Below are 17,212 nucleotides of genomic sequence, written 5' to 3'. Positions count from 1 at the left end.
TAGATGGCGTGAATTCTGCTAGTGTTGGTAGCGCTCCCACAGGGTGTACGGCAGCGCGACCCAAAGACGCTCCCCATGAGGAAAGCGCGGCTGAGAAGTTCTTATTCGATGGTCCGCGGTCAAAACGTCTCCGCACGTTCTTATGAGGAACGCGAATACCTCGGCTCCCCAAGGCAGCCGCAAAATCTACATCTACCCAGCTTACAGTAACCATGCATTTCGAGCAGCAGGACGTAAATATCGGATTGCCGCCCTTTGACAGCGCAAAAGGATGAGGTGGCAGTCACGAGAGCTCGGCTGCCACACGCCCCCCTCAGTTCGGGTAGTTGAAATTCGTCGAAGGAAGTCGTTCGATCGCAGGATTTCACCGCCGACGCCCCGCTCATTGCATTAATCAAGACAAATATATTCGTTACAAATTGGAAATCTCAGCGAAGCACTGCGATTGAGCGGTCGCTTCACCAAGGCGGCGCACATCAGGGTCAAACTCTTGCGCCCAGTGCCCGTACGCTACCGGGAGACTTGGTATCGCCGACGCGGCATTTCACGTGCGGGCGTGGTGCTGAGGCGAAGAAAGTGCAGGGGCTATCCACAGAACTCCGACAGGAGGCGAAATGCGCAACAGCTCCCATATTCCCTACCACGGTCCAGTGAGGTGCTGTGCGATATGCGGCGGAAAGTTCGGGCTGATCCGCTACTACTGCTGGCGAACGGCCCTTTGTTCCATGAAATGCGTCGACCGCTTCAAGGCGCGGCGGGAGGCCGACCACAAATGGCTTCGCTGGTTGCGAGCGGCTTAATACGTGACACGAGACGCCGCGGGAGACGGGCTCGGGGCAGAAGCGCATTAGCGGAGTTGAAAAAGTTGTCATTAGAATTCGGTGTGACGCGTTAAAAAGTAGCATGGAAGTATCAAGTGAAAGAGACGTCGGCAACAATCATCGACTTTACTGCTTACAGGATGAACAAGCGTGCTGCGGCTGACCTGTCGCGCGACAATATTTGGTTGACCGCGCCGTATCCAGCGGTCGCATCCTTCTATTTCTTCTGGCCGTTTCTGGCCTGGATCCCGTTTGGTTTGCTGGATCCGTCCGTGTCGGAGCAGGAGACTTCGTGAGCAGTCCCCGGACGCGGCGCAGGGAACTAGCGACGGAGATGGATGCGCGACTGTTAACGTGTGCGTAGGTCACCAATTTTGGAGACGAGATCGTTCTTGCCACCATTGACAGTTTTCTCTCGACTTCCATAGGAAGCATTGACTGCATGGATACGGGGCAAGCGATCGATCGAGATCTAAAATGAGTCACAGTTAAGAGCAGCCTCCTTCAACATGTCGCGATTCCAATGCTGCAGCGGTGGACAATGGAGGGACGTCGTGTCGCCTGGGCCACCGCGTACGACACAATTTCCGCACGCATGGCCGATACCATCGTCGAAGTATCCTGGTCGGAGATTGCGTTGGCAGCGTCGGCCTGGGATTCGGCAACACAGCGCCTGTCAGCATGGCCTAGGGAATTATCACTTAGATGCAGCTGCCGCGCAGACAGCCAGACCCATGCCTTGCTTTCTGGCGGAACGCCGGAGGACCATCTCGATCTCACCCCCGGAGCGTTAATGTCATGCGTAGATCCGAGGTGCAGGGAATGAAAGCCGATCAAACGACTGAGTGTGCTAAGATATAGGTAAACTTACACTCAATAGGTGTTTTCGTGGATGAGCAGTTTTTAAAGGACCGGGCCCAGATCATTCGCGATCTAGCGGACAAGGCAGACCCTTTCACTAAAAAAAGGCTGCTGGACCTGGCGGACCGGTATGACAGACGTATGAGATCGACGGTCTCAGATGACAAAGCGCGGCGAAACTAATTGGGTCGTGGAAGTGTTCCGACCGATCCGGCGGCTCACCATTGATTGCACGTGGCCGATTTCGTGGTCGACATGAGCGACGCTCTGGAGTCCGCCTGAAGAAACCCGACCGCACCTTTTCTTGCTGAGCCGCTCGCCTGAAAGACGCGGAGCGGCTTATTACATTACGAGGACGTCAATCGCCGGTCTTGCGGAGGCGTCCTCTTCTCGAAATTAGGATGGGTGACCGTGCGCCGGCATTTATCAACAACTGTTCGCCGAGGCTAATGACCCTGTATCTGCGCGAGAACCTACTCGCACCATGCGTTTTTGCGTTCAAAGCCCATTAAATCCTGCAAATCGATCTCTTGCCGGATGCAGAAAAAAGGCCGCGCGAACGGTGCGCGCGGCCAAGTCAGGGAGGAACGCCCCAAGGGGCCGCTGAAGGAGCATCGAGATGAGTAGATCGATCACTCATCGAGAACTCCAAGCTTGTGAGAGCATCAGTGCTACGAGATGCCTTTTTATTCGTCTCTAGTCGCGCGAAGTGATCGAATACCTGTGTTCTTGCGCGGTTTGGCGGTATTTTTTGTGCATGTCTCGCATCTTTTGTGCAAAGATGATCAACTGGACGCAGCGTGCAGCTCAACGTATCGGTCGGTCTACTGCGATAAGCCCTAGGGAGGTCACCGTTCCCTTCTTTGTTCAGGCGGGATGTCGTTTCGGCGACACTCATCACGGGTTTCGGTGATCTATTATAAGTCTGTACGTGACGTGCATTGCGCGTTCAAAATCGTGAGCAGCTACAGGCGATGGGAATGTCAACGTAGCGCATCGATGGCTCGTCGCGTCCGCCGGACCGAGCTGGTTCGAGGCTGACAGGCAAGCCGCAAGCACTGCCGATGTCTGCTCCACGGCCTGCAACTGGCGAAGCGTCATGGCGCGGGCAAAAAGGGTCGTTTCGGAGTGCGACGGTGGACGGTTCAAGTCCGCAGACGACAGAATGGATGACATGCCGCTCGAAGGCCACGAGATCGGAATTGCCCGTAACTTTCGAGCAAGGGCCCGGAAGGTGATGCGGCAGTCATGCCTGGATGGCGTTTTTTGGCCTAGCTGGTCGCGGAACGGATGCAGGGGATAGATATGCGCGCAGGTGGGCAACCCTCGGGCATTGGGCATGGGTACGGCGATGCGACAGTAGTTTCGGCAAGATATGGGTGTGACTCGCGATACAGCACATAAGCGCGTGCAGAGTTGAAGGCGGGCGCCTACCGAGTTTCCTGGCGCGCTCAACACCGCGGAAATGGCCGTGCCTTTGCCGAGCTGATGCCGGGCGTGCCGCTGCTCGCCAAGATGACCGTTTTTCGACAAGACGCCGCTTCCTGGCGGTGGGAGAATTCGAGGTAACTATTCAATGGTGATCTCACCGGTGTCTGCGCTGCGGGTGGCGAATAAGGCGCAGGAAGATGTGTAAGCTGCGATCGAGTCACCGCCGCACCCACAAGATTGTCGATCGAATCCAGACGTGCGCCAAATCTATGCCACGATCGGGCCGCACGACGACGAGGCACTAGATGCCTCCGTTCTCCAGACAATCGCTCCCGAGAACCGCACAAGCAATTATCGAGAGGTTGACGGAACAGTCCTCTTGCAGGTAATCGGAGATGTCGAGGTTCTCCGGATCAATCCGGAGCTAAGAGGGAAGCCGGTGCGATGCCGGCGCTGCCCCCGCAACTGTAAGCGGCGAGCCACTGTCCAATAGAAGTCACTGAAGCCACGCGGCTTTGGGAAGGCCGGATAGCGGCGACGACCCGCGAGCCAGGAGACCTGGCCCGACAACATATTCGTCCACGGGCGGGGTGTCCCGGTGGTGCGCCAAGCAGTTGCCGCTTCGGCGGCTTTTTCTGCACGCGTCCGCCATGGCCTTTGCTCCCAACATGGAGTTGAAGCTATGTCTCTTCTCTCGATTCCTGTCGCTACACTCGGCACGCCGCGCATCGGTCCGCGCCGCGAACTGAAACTCGCGCTCGAGAGCTATTGGGCCGGAAAGTCTGACGAAACGCAGCTTCTTGAGGCTGCGGCCGCGCTTCGCGCCGCTAACTGGTCGCGGCAGAAATCGCTCGGCGTAACCGTTATCCCTTCAAACGACTTCTCGCTTTATGACCATGTGCTCGATACCAGCGTAATGGTCGGTGCCATTCCGGAAATTTACGGTTGGAGTGCAGGCCCCGTTTCGCTCAAGACCTACTTTGCGATGGCACGGGGCGCACAGCGCGATGACCATGATGCGAATTGCGGTCACGCCGAGCACGGCGCGGCAGCGCAGCAGATGACCAAATGGTTCGACACCAATTATCACTACATCGTGCCGGAATATCACAAGGACCAGACCTTCACGCTTTCCTCTCGCAAGCCGATCGAGGAGTATGAAGAAGCGAAAAGCCTGGGTTATCAGACGCGCCCGGTGCTGGTTGGCCCAGTCACCTTTCTCAAGCTCGGCAAGAGCGCCGATCCTGCATTCGATCCGCTGTTGCTACTCGATAGGCTGCTGCCGGTCTATGTAGATGTTCTCCGCGAACTCACCTTAAGGGGCGCCGAGTGGGTGCAACTGGACGAGCCATGTTTGGTCCTGGACCTCGATGATGCCACACGCGACGCGCTGCGCCGGACCTACGCCCATCTGGCCAAGGAGGTTCCCGATATCAAGATCATGCTCGCTACCTATTTTGGAACGATCGGCGACAACCTGGAAACCGCTTTGACGTTGTCGGTCGCGGGCCTTCACATCGACCTGGTCCGCGCCCCGGAGCAGTTGAACGCGATTGTCACCGACGCTCGAAGGGATCTTGTCATCTCCCTCGGCGTCGTCGATGGCCGCAATGTCTGGCGTTCGAACCTTCCAGCGGTGCTCGATCGGCTCGAACTTGCCATCGCAAAGCTCGGCAAAGACCGCGTGCAGATTGCACCCTCATGCTCGCTGCTTCATGTCCCGATCGACCTCGAACTCGAGATGGATCTTGATCCCGATGTGAAAAGCTGGCTTGCTTTCTCCGTTCAGAAGATCGGAGAACTCGCAACGCTGGGGCGCGTGCTGGCTAAGGGTTGGGAGGAAGCGGCGGATGTACTTGAGGCCTCGGAAGGCGCGGCCATCGCGCGCGAAACGTCACCCAACGTTCACAATGCGAACGTCGCCAAGCGAATGGCTGCAATCGATGACAGCATGCGGCGTCGTCACAGTCCTTTCGCCCGGCGCGCCGAGGTTCAGCGCGCGCGGTTCGGATTGCCGACATTTCCCACGACGACGATCGGATCGTTCCCGCAGACGGTGGAGGTTCGCAACGCTCGCGCAGCCTATGCGCAGGGAAGGATGAGCGACGCACAATACGAGCAGTTTCTCAAAGTGGAGACGGCGCGCGCGGTGCGCTGGCAGGAAGACATTGGTCTCGACGTTCTCGTGCATGGCGAGTTCGAGCGCAATGACATGGTGCAGTATTTCGGTGAGCGGCTGTCCGGCTTCGCATTCACCAAACATGGCTGGGTTCAGTCCTACGGCTCGCGTTATGTCCGGCCGCCCATCCTGTTTGGCGATGTCTCCCGGCCGAAGCCGATGGCGATGGAGTGGTGGCGCTTCGCGCAATCGCTGACCAAGAAGCCACTGAAGGCGATGCTGACAGGGCCGGTGACGATCCTGAACTGGTCATTCGTCCGTGATGATATTCCACGGAGCGAAGCATGCCATCAGATCGCGCTAGCGATACGTGACGAGGTGATCGATCTGGAGAGGTCCGGCGCGATGATGATCCAGATTGACGAGGCTGCGCTCCGAGAAGGACTGCCGCTGCGCAAGTCACAATGGAAGACCTATCTCGGCTGGGCCGTAGACAGCTTCCGCATCTGCTCGTCTGGCGTGGCCGACGAGACCCAGATCCACACGCATATGTGTTATTCCGAGTTCAACGACATCATCGATGCGATCGCGGCAATGGATGCCGACGTCATTTCGATCGAGACGTCGCGGTCAAAAATGCAACTGCTTGATGCCTTCAAGAGCTACAAATATCCAAACGAGATCGGACCCGGCGTTTACGACATCCATTCGCCGCGCGTGCCGGACGTAGCCGAGATGAAAAACCTCATTGCGCTGGCGCGGCAGCGGCTTTCCGATGCGCAGCTCTGGATTAATCCCGACTGCGGCCTGAAAACGCGCCGATGGGAGGAGGTGCGTCCCGCGCTCATCAATATGGTCGCGGCTGCCCGTGAATTGCGGATGGCGTCCTGATCCCGAGGCAGTCGCCGATCTCCGACCTCTTTTCACAGGGAGCCCCGATGCGTTTCTGAATCAAATGCACCCGCTTTGGAAAGGAGGAGCCCTGTTGCGTGAATTTCTCGCTTGTCAGGGCGATGTGGCGTGACGGCGAGAAAACGATCTTGGAGTTCGTCGGAAGCAACGCCCAAACGATCGACGAGACGCCGGGACGAAATCTCTCGATCCGTCTCAGTGGGGTTATTGAGTCGATTGTTGCAGACTTTGGGAACCGGAACCGGCGAAGCGTCGGTCGGTCTGCGAACGGGCGATGCGCATCCGGACCATTGGCATGCTCTTGCCTAGTCGCGTGAGATCAGGCCGGAGAACGGTTGTTGCCCCTCGTCTCGCGAGCGAACCGTCGTCGTTCGCCTGATACAGGGTGATCTGTTCGGGCTGGAACATCGCTGCGCGTATCGGCAGGTGCCATTGTCGAAAAGCCTTGTCAGAACCGGCTGCATTGCTGCTATCACGGCTCAACGCGGCGGAGCTGGCGCACCAAAGCTAATCCTAATTCCGCAAATCACTTGAGGCGAGCAGGTCTGTCGAGTTTAATGATCTGATCCGCCGTTAATTAGTGATTCGGAGAGAAGAACATGCCCCAAGGCAAGGTGAAGATGTTTAAGGACGATAAGGGTTTCGGCTTTATAGCGCCTGATACCGGCGGTGAAGACCTATTCTTCCACGTGAGCAGCTTGTTGCCCGGTGTAACGCCCAAGCAAGGAGACCGCGTCAGTTATGAAATTGGTGTAGACCGCAGGAGCGGACGTAGTCGAGCCGAAAAGGTCGTGATCGGTTGATCATAGAAACTCGGGCTGATTCATTCCCGGCCGCCATACGAAGGCTTTCTTATCATCGCTGGCGTTCCAAAGCGCCTCTAGCTTCTCCCACTCCATGAACCCGCAATCCCGGTCGCCCCGCAATCACGCCTTTTCATCAGGACCGAGCAAATCATTATATTTTCGGATAGGCATTAGCGGTTACCTCGCAAGGTAAGTGGCCAGGTCTGGGCAGGCGGTGCAACATCAAGCCCCTGCTCCCGGACCAAGCGGGCGGAGGCGAGGCGGCGGTGGCGTAATTTCGATCTCCCGTCGGCCGCGCTCCCGTTACCTCGAGCCGGTCGGATGCAACGTCCAATCGCGGAACGGTTCAGGTTGGATTGACTGCTTATTCACATCGACCAACCTGAATTCACTCGACTTGGCGATATGAGGCCGATCAGATATCCATGTTGCGCAGGCGCTGGCGGTTGCGCAGCATGATCTGGCGGGCGCCGGAAAAGCCCAGCACGCCTTCGTCGTTCAATTGCGACAGGGCACGTGACACCGTTTCCAGCGTAAGCCCGAGATAATCGCCGATGTCGCGGCGGCACATCGGGAGCGCCATCGTGCCGGCCACCGTAAGGCGGCGATCCATCTCCAGGAGGAAGTTGGCGACTCGTTCGATCGCGCTTTTGCGACCAAGCAGCAGGATGTGCTCCTCGGCGCGCTTGAGGTCATCAGCCGTCATGGTCCAAAGCTTGTGGGCGACACGGACGTCGGTGCCAGCCGCCTGTTCGAGGCTGCGGCGCTTCACCAGGCGCACGGTGCTGTCGATGATGGCTTCGGCGGCCAGGCGGTGCTTGGTGCCGGACTCCAGCCCGAACACGTCGCCAGGCAAATGAAACGCGCCGATTTGACGACGTCCGTCGGACAGCAGCTTGTAGGTGCGCACCGCGCCGCGAACGACTTGGTAAACATATTCCGCCGGCTCCTCCTCACCGTAGATTTCCTCGTCCTTGCGGTAGGTGAACTCCGCGGCGATCAGGCCAGCATGGCCTGTGATGCCGAAAAACGGTTCGACAGGCCCAAAAGCGCCGGGAGCGGCTCGGTTGACGTTGAGGGACGGGGCAGTCGATCGATTGAGCATGGGCCATCTCCTGTGCAGCGGATGGCGAATTCGTAAGTGGAACAAAATGGCTGGGAAATTTCGCTCCATGCCTTAAGGGCAATGCCTTACGTAGGATCCCGGAGCTGTGCCGGTTTTCAGGACGCAGAGGGCCGCTCCGTATTGATCGCGTCCCAGATATGGGAGGAAAGGCTGTCCTCGACATGCGGCTTGACCAGCACATGGCGAATACCGGCAACTGCTGCTTTGGCCGGAATGGACGCGTCGGGGTGACCGGTGATCAGGATGATCGGCGTATCGATATCGCGCCGGCGCAAGAGACTGGCAAGGTCGATGCCGCTCATGCCCGGCATCTTGTAGTCGATCACGAAGCAGTCGGCGCCGCTCATAGTCGTGGCGTTCAGGAGCGCCTCGCCGCTGCGGAAAGTGCGTACACAAAAACCGTCGGCTTCCAGGAGAAAGCGCAGCGATCCGAGCACGTCGGTGTCATCATCGATGACGTAGACAAGGGGCGTTCTGTTAAGTGAGGGCATCACAGGTTTTATGCGGCTTTCTGATCAGCCATGCGGTCGATCAGAGCATCCATAAGGTCTTCCTGCGGGGCCGACTTGATCCAGCTCAAGCTTTAAGCGCCTCGGCTCGCATGGCGAGGCGGACGAGTTCCGAAAGATTCGAAGCCTGCATCTTGGTCATCACGTTGGCTCGGTAGACTTCGATGGTGCGCGGGCTGATATTGTAGTCGCGTGCGATCATCTTATTGGACAGGCCAGCCACCAATCCCTCCATCACCTGCCGCTCGCGCGGGCTCAGCGAGGCGACCCGCGCGGCGATGTCCTGCGTCATTGCTTCGTCGCGGGCGCCGGCTTCAGCCTGCCGGAGCGCGGCGTCGATCATCGCAACCAGGCGGTCATCCTCGAACGGCTTCTCCAGGAAATCGACCGCACCGAGTTTCATCGCCTCGACGGCGAGGGGGACGTCGCCATGGCCGGTCATGATGATGACGGCCAAGGAGGCGCGGCTCACCTTCAGGCGCTTTAGCAACTCGACGCCATCGATGCCGGGCATGCGGACATCCGAGACCACACAGCCGAATTCGATGCTGGAAAGGTGATCGAGGAATTTCTGCGCCGTCTCGAACAGACTGACCTCAAAATCCGCGGAATCGAGCAAGAAGTGCAGCGAGTCACGCATCGCCTCATCATCGTCGATGACGTAGACATTTCCTCTAGTTGCCATCTGTCAAACTCTCGTTGGGTGCAGCCGGCAGGGTGAAGCGAAACGTCGCGCCGAATGCGTGATTGGATTCGGCCCACATCCTGCCGCCATGGGCCTCGATGATGGAGCGGCTGATCGACAGCCCGACCCCCATGCCGGTTTCTTTGGTCGTAAAGAAGGTCTGGAACAGGTGCTTCTCCACATCTTCGGGGAATCCGTGACCGGTGTCGAACACCGAGACTTCTATCATATCCTCGTCGATCGGCCGGTTAGAGACGATGAGCTCGCGCCGTGCGGACTGGGCCATGGCTTCCAGCGCGTTACGAAACAGATTGACCAGCACCTGCTGGATCTGAACGCGGTCGACCAGGACATGGTCATGCTGCGGGTCCAGGCTGAAGCGGATCCGCACGTCCTGTTCGCGCGCACCGGCCAGGCCAAGCGCGCCGGCTTCTTCAACCATCTTCGAAAGGCTCTCGACGCGCTTTTCGGATTCGCCGCGGGCGACGAAATCGCGCAGCCGCCGGATGATCTGCCCGGCGCGGATCGCCTGTTCCGCCGCGCGATCCATCGCGTTCTCGATTCTTGCGCGGTTCGGATCGGGGCTCGTGGCAAGCAGCCGGCGCGAGCCCTTCACGTAGTTGCTGATGGCAGCAAGCGGCTGGTTAAGCTCATGTGCCAATGCAGAACCCATCTCTCCCATCGCGCTCAGCCGTGACATGTGGACGAGCTCCGACTGCAATTCTTGCAGCCGCGCCTGGGTCTGCTGATGCTCGGTGAGGTCACGGACGAAGCCGGTAAAATAGGGCATGCCGCCGGATTGCATCTCGCCGATCGACAGGTGCATCGGGAAGGTGGTACCGTCCTTTCGCTGACCGGTGACGATGCGGCCGATGCCGATGATGTGCCGTTCGCCGGTGGCGACGTATCGCGCCATATAGCCGTCATGGCGTGAACGGTCGGGCTCGGGCATCAGGATGCTGACATTCTGCCCGATTGCCTCGCTCTGGAGGTAGCCGAACTGGCGTTCCGCCGCGCTCGAGAAGAACTGCATGATGCCGCGGCTGTTGATGACGATCATCGCGTCAGGGATGGTCTCCAGTATCAATTGCAGGTGCCGTTCGCGCGTGCGCAGGTCCTCCTCGAGCCGCTTCTCCTCGTCGAGGTCGAGCACGACGCCGGAAAGGTGGGACGGAATGCCATCCTTGTCCCTGATGACGCTGCCGCGGGCGCGGACCCAATGGCTGCTGCCGCCGTCCTCGGGTCTTAACCGGTAGGAGAGGTCAAACGAGGCACCGGTCTCGAGTGAACGGGAGATCGCCTGCTCGGTTCGCTCGCGGTCCTCAGGCTCGAGTAGCGAAAGGAACAGATCGTAGCTGACTGCAGCGGCATTGGAAACGCCGAACAGTTTTCGGGCGGTATTCGACCAGAACAACTCCCTGGTCGACAGATCGATATCCCAGCCGCCTACGCCAGCGCCGTCGGCACCCAGCCGAAAGCGCTGATCGTGGCTGCCGTCGTCACACGGGAAGGGCGCTATGCCGCTCAATTGTCCTTTTCCAATTCCGGAGCGCGGATTCGGTTGAGATTTTCCCGATTATGGGCCGAATGCCCAACCCCACTCAAGGGCGAGAAAATGTGTACGATCGCGCTGATTTCATCCGTTTGACCTCGCTCAATGTGCGCGGCCGCCCCGCGTGCTTTAAGTGGTGCCGTCGACAGCGAGGATTTCGCCTTGTACAAGTTTCTCGAGCAGACGGTTGCCAATTACATGACGCGCGAGCCTAGGACGGTTGCCCGCGATATGACGATGTGTGAACTCGGCGATCTCTTCGAGAAGCAAGATTTCAACGCCTATCCGGTCATGGACGAATCGCAGGTGGTCGGCGTCATCTCGAAGTTTGACTACCTGTCCTGCTTCGTTTTCACGCCGCCGCGCATCATCCCGCGCTACCGCGACCTGATGCAGCGGCCCGCCGTTGATCTGATGACAGCGGAATTCATTTATGTCGCTCCCGAAACTAGGCTGACCCGCGTGCTGGAGCTGATGGTCAACCACCGGCTCCGCAGCATGCCAGTGCTCGACAACGAGCAGCGGCTTGCCGGCATTATTTCGCGGAAGGACGTGATGCGGGCGCTGCAGGATTGCGCCGCGGCGGACGCTGACCGAGTCTGATCGCAGCAGTGCCGCGTATGACCGGCAGTCGCTTGAGGTCAATAAGTTGAGCAGCGTTCGGATCGGGCGCGCCATCCTCCGAACTATCCCGGCGGCGAATGTGGGCCATCCGGATTGTCGTCTTGAACTGCGACGTCTGGTGGAGCATTGGTTCGTATGGGTCTATAGGGGCCTTCCCTCTCCGGGGGCCAGGAGTTCAGTCGATTCCGAGCAACGCAGCCAAACGTTAGCGCACTCCGGTGAGCACGAATCGGGTGCTCGCCAGGCATGCTTGATCCGTCGTTTCTCCCAAGAGGTGCTACGCTGTCGATCATCCAGTACAACACCAGGGTGACTGGAAGCACCGGTAGCATGGCCTCGAAAGGATACTCGCGTACTGGCTGGTGACTCCAACACGAAATCCGAAATTGGATTGATCCGGACAGTCCAAGCCAACACAAGTTCCACAATTCGGATTGGTGAGGTGGAACGGCACTTCCGCCTTCCTTGCTCCTCGCGGATCCGGCAGGGCGGCGACCCGATCAGACCGTCGATCGAGGCATATTCGCCGGGAGCGAACGCTCGTCCTCGAATGAATCGGACTTCGTGGGGGCCGGCGGAGTGAGAAATCATAGTGCAACACCAGCCGCCTCCTTGACGGCGAACGAGTTGGCCGAGCGCATTTGCCAACGATCACATGGCCCGAGCCCTCACCGCCTTCGGGGTGACCCGGCTGTTGCCCAGGCTCCAGCCGGATGTTGCGAAAACTGCAATGGGAGGGAGGATCAAGAATCGGCTTCAGGGAGGGTTTCTTCGTGGCGATCTTGCTCTGTTCAACAGGCAGCTTAAGTGGGACCTTTAGTGGGAGCTGGCTAGCTGCGGGCTTGGTCAAGCCTTGATAATGATGCTGACCAGCGGCACGAGCAGGCTGACCGTCCGTTCAAGGGACGGTGCAGCAGGCCCGAGACCCGCGATAGCGGGGCGCCTCGATCTGGAGCGCGTCAAGGGAGGTGCCGTGGATCTCATTGGCAAGCTCGAGCTCGCGCCCTTAACGACCTCCGCGGGGCGCGGAACGACGCAGCCTCAGGGCGTCTCCGGCGATTGATCTGCATCAACAACATCTCATCCCTACGGACGCTACACTGCATCGACCCGCAGGGAAACGCGCCCATGAGGCGCCTGCAGGCGGCAATCGGAGGGACGTGTGAAGATTTCGGTTTTGGGGGAAGGAATGCATTGTCGATCGTGTCACGATTGCACGGCGAGGGGCTTTGCCATCTGCGCAGCGCTCGACAAGACCGAATTGCGCGAATTGGCGCAGCTGTCGCGGCATGTTCGTTTCGAATCAGGCGCCACCGTATTCGCACAGGCAAACATAGCAACGTCGTTCTTCAGCGTGCATGCGGGTACCCTGCGCCTCTACAAGCTGTTGCCGGACAGTCGGCGGCAAATCGTCGGTTTTGCATTGCCAGGCGATTTCCTCGGGCTCCCCGGCTTGCCGCACCACGAATTCTCCGCTGACGCGGTCGGCCGTGTCACGCTGTGTCAGTTCCCCAAGGAGTCATTCGCGACATTCGCCGAGAAGCGGCCGCAGTTGCTACGCCGCATGGTCGAATTGGCGGGCCACGAGCTGGCCCGGGCACAGGAACATATGGTCTTGCTCGGACGGCGCTCCGCCGAAGAGAAGATAGCGAGCTTCCTGATCAGCTGGCGCGACCGACTGAGTGGAATTGGACGTGGCGGAGAAATTCTGCCGCTGCCGATGAAAAGGCTGGACATCGCGGATCATCTGGGGCTCACCATCGAGACGGTGAGCCGTACCTTCTCGAAGCTCGAACGTGATGGTGTGATCCAAACCTTTGCGAGTGGCGTCGTCCTGTTGGATACCCCGCGCGCCGAAGCGTTGTCTGCGGGCGTAAGTTGAAGCGCGTCGCGTAGGGTTCTTTTGTCCTGGTTTGATCAAGGTCAAAGACGTCTCTGTTGAAACGGAGATATATTCGCATCAGCTTCAATGGAGGTCGTCATGCCCGCCGATGCGCTCTTGGTTTCTGCAGCCGTCATCTCGGTCTTCATGATTTTCGCCGCTGCTCTTGCTTGGGCCAGTGTCCAATCACCAAGGTCACATCAGGCAACACCGGGAGCGCGCAAGCGTCGTCCATTCTGATTCCTTCAGGCAGCTGCTGGAGCTGGTGCAAAACGCTCGCCGGTCGCAGGGGTAGCTGATCGGGTTGATCTCAATCAAGGACAACACAGCGAGACCCGGGCTGACGGGGCAGGCGTCCATGCAAAGAGAATTACACATGCAGCAATCTCAATGCACGAAATGGATGACCCATGGCGAAGCCGGGCTGATGCTATTCTTCTCGATGGCAGCCTTCGTCTGCGCGTTCGCAGCCGCCAAGGCGCTGGACGCGCCGTTCGCGTTTCATGCTTCGCTCGCTGCAGTGGCAAGCGGCGTCGCCTCCTTCGCCATCATGAATCGGTATCTCGACCGCCCCGCGTCGCTGCCGCCGGAGGAGATCAACGGGAAGCCGAACTATAATGTCGGTCCGATCAAGTTTGCTTCCTTCATGGCGATGTTCTGGGGCATCGCCGGCTTCGCCGTCGGACTCTTGATCGCATCCCAGCTGGCCTGGCCGGCGCTGAACCTCGATCTACCGTGGACCAGCTTCGGCCGGCTCCGGCCGCTGCACACCTCCGCGGTGATCTTCGCCTTCGGCGGCAACGTGCTGATCGCGACCTCGTTCTATGTGGTGCAGCGGACCTGCCGGACGCGGCTCGTGGGCGATCTCGCGCCATGGTTCGTCGTACTTGGCTACAACTTCTTCATTTTGATCGCGGGCACCGGCTATCTACTTGGCGTGACGCAATCCAAGGAATATGCCGAGCCCGAATGGTACGCCGATCTGTGGCTGACGATCGTCTGGGTCGTCTATCTCGTCGTGTTCGTGATGACGCTGGTGAAGCGCAAGGAGCCGCACATCTTCGTCGCCAACTGGTTTTATCTCGCCTTCATCGTCACCATCGCCGTGCTGCATCTCGGCAATAACCCGGCGCTGCCGGTCTCGGTGTTCGGCTCGAAGTCCTACATCGCCTGGGGCGGCGTGCAGGATGCGATGTTCCAGTGGTGGTACGGGCATAACGCAGTCGGCTTCTTCCTGACGGCCGGCTTCCTCGCCATCATGTACTACTTCATCCCGAAACGCGCCGAGCGGCCGGTCTATTCCTATCGACTGTCGATCATTCACTTCTGGGCCCTGATCTTTCTCTACATCTGGGCCGGCCCGCACCATCTGCACTACACGGCGCTGCCGGATTGGGCGCAGACGCTCGGCATGACCTTCTCGATCATGCTGTGGATGCCGTCCTGGGGCGGCATGATCAACGGCCTGATGACGCTGTCCGGCGCCTGGGACAAGCTCCGTACGGATCCCGTGCTGCGCATGCTGGTGGTGTCGGTCGCCTTCTACGGCATGTCGACCTTCGAAGGGCCGATGATGTCGATCAAGGTCGTGAACTCCCTCAGCCACTATACCGACTGGACCATCGGCCATGTGCATTCCGGCGCGCTGGGCTGGGTCGGCTTCGTTTCCTTTGGCGCGCTGTACTGCCTGATTCCCTGGCTATGGGATCGCAAGGGTCTCTACAGCTTGAAGCTGGTCAACTGGCACTTCTGGACCGCCACCATCGGCATCGTGCTCTATATCTCCGCGATGTGGGTCTCCGGAATTCTGCAGGGCCTGATGTGGCGCGCCTACACATCGCTCGGCTTTCTCGAATATTCTTTCCTCGAGACGGTGGAAGCGATGCACCCGTTCTACGTTATCCGTGCCGCCGGCGGCGCGCTGTTCCTGATTGGCGCGCTGATCATGGCCTATAATCTATGGATGACGGTACGGGCAAGCGAGGCGGATGTCGGCACAGAGCTCGCGTTGCAGGCGGCGGAATAAGGAGCGATCGGATGTCCTTCTGGACCCGCCATCAAATCTTCGAGAAGAATTCGGTCATCCTGATCGCGGGCATTCTGGTTGTGATTGCGATCGGCGGCCTGGTCGAGATCACGCCGCTGTTCTACCTGAAAAGCACGATCGAGGTGGTCGATGGCGTCAGGCCCTACACACCGCTCGAACTAGCTGGCCGCAATATCTATGTCCGCGAGGGCTGCTATCTCTGCCACTCGCAGATGGTCCGGCCGCTCCGCGATGAGGTTGAGCGCTATGGCCACTTCTCGCTGGCTGCCGAGAGCATGTACGACCATCCATTCCAGTGGGGTTCGAAGCGCACTGGGCCGGATCTCGCGCGGGTCGGCGCAAAGTATTCCGATGAGTGGCACGTCACTCATCTAACCAATCCGCGCGCCATTGTGCCGCAGTCGGTGATGCCGGGCTATCCGTTCCTCGCCCAGACCGAGGTCGACATCGCTGTTGTCGCCGATAACCTCAAGGCCAGCCGCGTCGTTGGCGTGCCCTATTCGGACGAGCAAATCAGGAACGCGGTCGCCGACCTGAAGGCGCAGGCCGATCCGGACAATCTCGGCACCGATGCGTTCGCGAAGCGCTATCCAAAAGCTGTGATCCGCAATTTCGACAGCAAGGCCGGTGCGCCGACCGAGATGGATGCGCTGGTCGCATATCTGCAGATGCTCGGCACGCTGGTCGACTTCAAGCTCTACAACGAAAAGGCCAATCTTCGCTGAGAGGCAGGACGATGAAAGCAATCTTGACCGTGCACAACATCGCGTCGGACCTCGTCACCAGCGTGTGGACGCCGATCTTCGTCGGCCTGTTCATTGCGATCGTGATCTACGCGCTTTGGCCGCGCAACCAGGCGGTTTTCGACCAGGCGTCTCGGATGCCGTTGCGGGAGGACTGAGAGGTCATGGCGGAAAGCGAACTCGACAAGGTTTCCGGCAAGACCACCACCGGTCACCAGTGGGACGGCATCAAGGAACTCAATACACCGCTGCCGCGCTGGTGGCTGATCACCTTCTACGCCACCATACTGTGGGCGATCGGCTATTGGGTTGTGTACCCGGCCTGGCCGCTTCTGTGGAGCTACACCAGGGGCGCGCTCAACTATTCGACGCGCGCCGCGGTCGCCGTCGAGCTTGCCAATCTGCAAAAGATCCGCGGCGACAAGATGATTGCGCTGGGTGCGGCTTCGCTCGCCGATATCGAAAAGGATCCGGCGCTGTTGGCGCTGGCGCGCGCTCGCGGCAAGGCCGCGTTCGGCGACAATTGCGCGCCTTGCCACGGCTCGGGCGGCGCCGGCGCAAAAGGCTATCCCAACCTGAACGACGACGATTGGTTGTGGGGCGGCTCGCTCGACCAGATCGTGCAGACCATCCAGTTCGGCGCGCGCTCGGGTCACACCAAGACCCATGAGGGCGCGATGCTCGCCTTCGGCAAGGATGGCATCTTGAAGCCGGACGAGATTGGCACGGTCGCCAACTATGTGCGCTCGCTCTCGGGCTTGTCGACGCGCCAGGGTTACGATGGCGCCGCCGGCGCAAAAATTTTCGTCGAGAATTGCACGAGCTGCCATGGTGAGGCGGGCAAGGGCAACCAGGAGCTCGGTGCGCCCAATCTCAGTGACAAGATCTGGCTCTACGGATCGGATGAGGCGACCCTGATTGAGACCATCACGATTGGTCGGGCCGGCGTGATGCCGGCGTGGGTGGGCCGGCTTGATCCGTCCACCATCAAGGCGCTGGCGGTCTACGTCCACACGCTCGGCGGCGGCAAGTAGCGGAGCAAAGGGAAGCGGCGTTGGGTTTGCGCTGGATCAACCCGGCAGAGAGGAGGAGAC

13 protein-coding genes and 1 riboswitch are annotated in these 17,212 nt (G+C 59.4%); of the genes, 9 read left to right on the top strand and 4 right to left on the bottom strand.

From position 1 onward, the window contains the following. Positions 1–916 precede the first annotated feature (916 nt). The 3 genes from LMTR3_RS38210 to LMTR3_RS33305 all read left to right on the top strand — a co-directional run bounded on the left by LMTR3_RS38210 (position 917) and on the right by LMTR3_RS33305 (position 6,947). Positions 917–1,117, top strand: coding sequence for a hypothetical protein (locus LMTR3_RS38210; RefSeq protein ID WP_141686931.1), 201 nt, complete (start codon positions 917–919; stop codon positions 1,115–1,117). A gap of 2,380 nt (positions 1,118–3,497) precedes the next feature. Continuing rightward, positions 3,498–3,693: riboswitch (cobalamin riboswitch) on the top strand. Positions 3,694–3,795: 102 nt separating this feature from the next. Then, complete coding sequence (metE, locus tag LMTR3_RS33315) at positions 3,796–6,123, top strand: 5-methyltetrahydropteroyltriglutamate--homocysteine S-methyltransferase (protein WP_065749186.1); 2,328 nt, start codon at positions 3,796–3,798, stop codon at positions 6,121–6,123. A gap of 620 nt (positions 6,124–6,743) precedes the next feature. Continuing rightward, positions 6,744–6,947, top strand: a complete 204-nt coding sequence (locus LMTR3_RS33305; RefSeq protein ID WP_028348719.1) for a cold-shock protein — start codon at positions 6,744–6,746, stop codon at positions 6,945–6,947. 418 nt (positions 6,948–7,365) lie between these two features. Here the strand turns inward: LMTR3_RS33305 and LMTR3_RS33300 are convergent, their stop codons facing one another. The 4 genes from LMTR3_RS33300 to fixL form a co-directional block, all read right to left on the bottom strand. Continuing rightward, entirely contained in the window at positions 7,366–8,055 is a 690-nt protein-coding gene (locus LMTR3_RS33300) for a helix-turn-helix domain-containing protein (RefSeq protein WP_065749184.1), read from the bottom strand. A gap of 116 nt (positions 8,056–8,171) precedes the next feature. Continuing rightward, entirely contained in the window at positions 8,172–8,567 is a 396-nt protein-coding gene (locus LMTR3_RS33295) for a response regulator transcription factor (RefSeq protein ID WP_065749183.1), read from the bottom strand. Positions 8,568–8,652: 85 nt separating this feature from the next. Then, the gene (gene fixJ / locus LMTR3_RS33290; RefSeq protein WP_065749182.1) at positions 8,653–9,270 is read right to left on the bottom strand and encodes a response regulator FixJ; all 618 of its coding nucleotides are present in this window, start codon (positions 9,268–9,270) and stop codon (positions 8,653–8,655) included. Continuing rightward, positions 9,260–10,798 carry a sensor protein FixL gene (gene fixL, locus LMTR3_RS33285; protein WP_141686930.1) on the bottom strand — a complete coding sequence of 513 codons (1,539 nt, stop codon included), beginning with the start codon at positions 10,796–10,798 and terminating at the stop codon, positions 9,260–9,262. The genes fixJ and fixL overlap by 11 nt, the downstream gene beginning before the upstream one ends. 186 nt (positions 10,799–10,984) lie before the next feature. Here fixL and LMTR3_RS33280 point away from each other — a divergent pair, with 186 nt between their 5' ends. The 6 genes from LMTR3_RS33280 to ccoP all read left to right on the top strand — a co-directional run bounded on the left by LMTR3_RS33280 (position 10,985) and on the right by ccoP (position 17,152). Then, positions 10,985–11,425, top strand: a complete 441-nt coding sequence (locus LMTR3_RS33280; RefSeq protein WP_065749342.1) for a CBS domain-containing protein — start codon at positions 10,985–10,987, stop codon at positions 11,423–11,425. Between the two features lie 1,183 nt (positions 11,426–12,608). Then, a complete protein-coding gene (locus LMTR3_RS33270; RefSeq protein WP_084029964.1) occupies positions 12,609–13,328 on the top strand; it encodes a cyclic nucleotide-binding domain-containing protein in 720 nt (239 codons plus the stop codon). Between the two features lie 403 nt (positions 13,329–13,731). After that, positions 13,732–15,354: a cytochrome-c oxidase, cbb3-type subunit I gene (ccoN, locus tag LMTR3_RS33265; protein ID WP_176722053.1), complete on the top strand. Its 1,623-nt coding sequence runs from the start codon at positions 13,732–13,734 to the stop codon at positions 15,352–15,354. 11 nt (positions 15,355–15,365) lie between these two features. Continuing rightward, complete coding sequence (gene ccoO, locus LMTR3_RS33260) at positions 15,366–16,100, top strand: cytochrome-c oxidase, cbb3-type subunit II (RefSeq protein WP_065749178.1); 735 nt, start codon at positions 15,366–15,368, stop codon at positions 16,098–16,100. Between the two features lie 11 nt (positions 16,101–16,111). Next, complete coding sequence (locus LMTR3_RS33255) at positions 16,112–16,276, top strand: cbb3-type cytochrome c oxidase subunit 3 (protein ID WP_065749177.1); 165 nt, start codon at positions 16,112–16,114, stop codon at positions 16,274–16,276. Between the two features lie 6 nt (positions 16,277–16,282). Next, on the top strand, positions 16,283–17,152 hold the full coding sequence (gene ccoP / locus LMTR3_RS33250; protein ID WP_065749176.1) for a cytochrome-c oxidase, cbb3-type subunit III: 870 nt from the start codon (positions 16,283–16,285) through the stop codon (positions 17,150–17,152). Positions 17,153–17,212 lie beyond the last annotated feature (60 nt).

The organism is Bradyrhizobium sp. LMTR 3 (assembly GCF_001693485.1).
Taxonomy (GTDB): domain Bacteria; phylum Pseudomonadota; class Alphaproteobacteria; order Rhizobiales; family Xanthobacteraceae; genus Bradyrhizobium.
The sequence above is the reverse complement of the archived record's forward strand: the minus strand, read 5'-3'. Positions and strand labels throughout refer to the sequence as shown.